The sequence below is a fragment of the Protofrankia sp. Cj3 genome, assembly GCF_917627355.1.
Lineage (GTDB): Bacteria > Actinomycetota > Actinomycetes > Frankiales > Frankiaceae > Protofrankia.
The window spans coordinates 8,358-9,766 of record NZ_CAKJTR010000046.1 but is presented as its reverse complement, the minus strand read 5'-3'; the positions used below and the strand labels follow the sequence as shown (position 1 = coordinate 9,766).

Here is a 1,409-nt window from a genome sequence, read left to right as displayed (position 1 = left end):
GTCGCAGAGCAGGAACTTTCCGAGTCGGATTGAAACCTCAGGGTGTTCGCTTCCGAATCTTTACGAACGCGAACAGCTATGGTTCCCGCCTTCTGTGTGGCGCTACCGATGGTCCGCCAGGTGGGGGAGTCAGTAGACGCGTAGCCGGGACTACCTGCTCGTCAGGCGGCCGGGCATGTCATTTTGACGTACTGGGTGAGCATCCATCCACTCAGATTCAACGACGGGGCGTACCCGTGCACCCATGCTCCGTTGTTCGCCAGTAAACCGTCCGTATCGAATTCTTCGCCTCTCCGCAGTGTGCCTATGATCGGCGTGTCATGGCCAAACGAGCTGTGCAATGTCGCGTCCTCGGCGCAGACATACCGGCGCTGCACCGTCCCGGCCGCTGTGGTGGGGGCGGGTTGCGGGCTGAGGGATGCGGATTGCGGTGCTACCGGGGTATCCGGTGGCCGAACGGTGCCAGTCGGTGCGTTCTGTGCCAGCGGCACGGGCGTCCCGGAAATCCGCGCGGTGGTCAGCGCCGTTGGTGCCGGGGACGAGGTTGTGCTTTGGTCCAGGCCGCTCGGGAAGGCGCCGGTCGATGAGTGCGGGGATGGTGTCACCAGCGCCGTGTGAGATGGCGTCGTGGCCGGCGATGCCGCGTCCGTTCGGCCCATGAGTATCGGGGTAACCGCGGTCAGCGCGGCAGCGACCGCCAAGGCGACGCAGGCGATGAGCGCGAACAACAATACTGGTCGCCTCTGTCCGGCTGAGGAGGTCCCCGCGCCTGAATCCCGCGCCGCACCGCCCGCTTTGGGAATGGTGTCTTCTCCGGGCAGGGTATGCGTACCGGCGTGGCCATGCTCGGTCGGTCCGGGATCCGGCAGCGAGAACTCGGATCGGGCGGTCCAGATCGGTCCGCCCGCGATGTCGAGGCTGGGAGCCGGATCCATGCCGTGTCCGCTGCTGGCGACGTCGGGCGAGAGCTGGGTTCTCGCCGCGCCATGGCCGACGTGGTGCAGCGGCTGGAGGTGGCTCGCTGTGACCGGCGCGCCGGTCAGCGCAGCGGCGATATCTTGGCCGAACGCCTCCGCGCTGGGGTGGCGGGCCTCGGGCTCGAGCTCGCATGCCCGCTTGACGATGGCGTGGAGGCGGGCTGCCACCGGATCGGTTGGTGTCCGTCGGCATTCCTCCCCGCGGCAGCGCGGGTATCCGGCCATCATCTCGTGTAGCAGCAGGCCAGCGGCGTAGATGTCGCTCGCCGCCGTCGCCGGCTCGCCGCGGAGCTGTTCCGGGGACATGTACAGCGGCGTTCCGACCATGGCTCCGGCTGTGGTGAGCCTGGCCGCGTCGGTGTGTCGGGCTAACCCGAAATCGGCCAGATAGGCATACAGCTGATCGTCACTCTGCTGGTAAAGCAGCACGTT

At 66.9% G+C, this 1,409-nt stretch carries 1 protein-coding gene; it reads right to left on the bottom strand.

The window, feature by feature from the left end; all coding sequences use genetic code 11:
* Window positions 1-161: 161 nt before the first annotated feature.
* Window positions 162-1,409 (bottom strand): protein kinase (locus MJ783_RS08760; protein ID WP_239309877.1); only part of this gene is annotated, 1,248 nt, incomplete at its 5' end.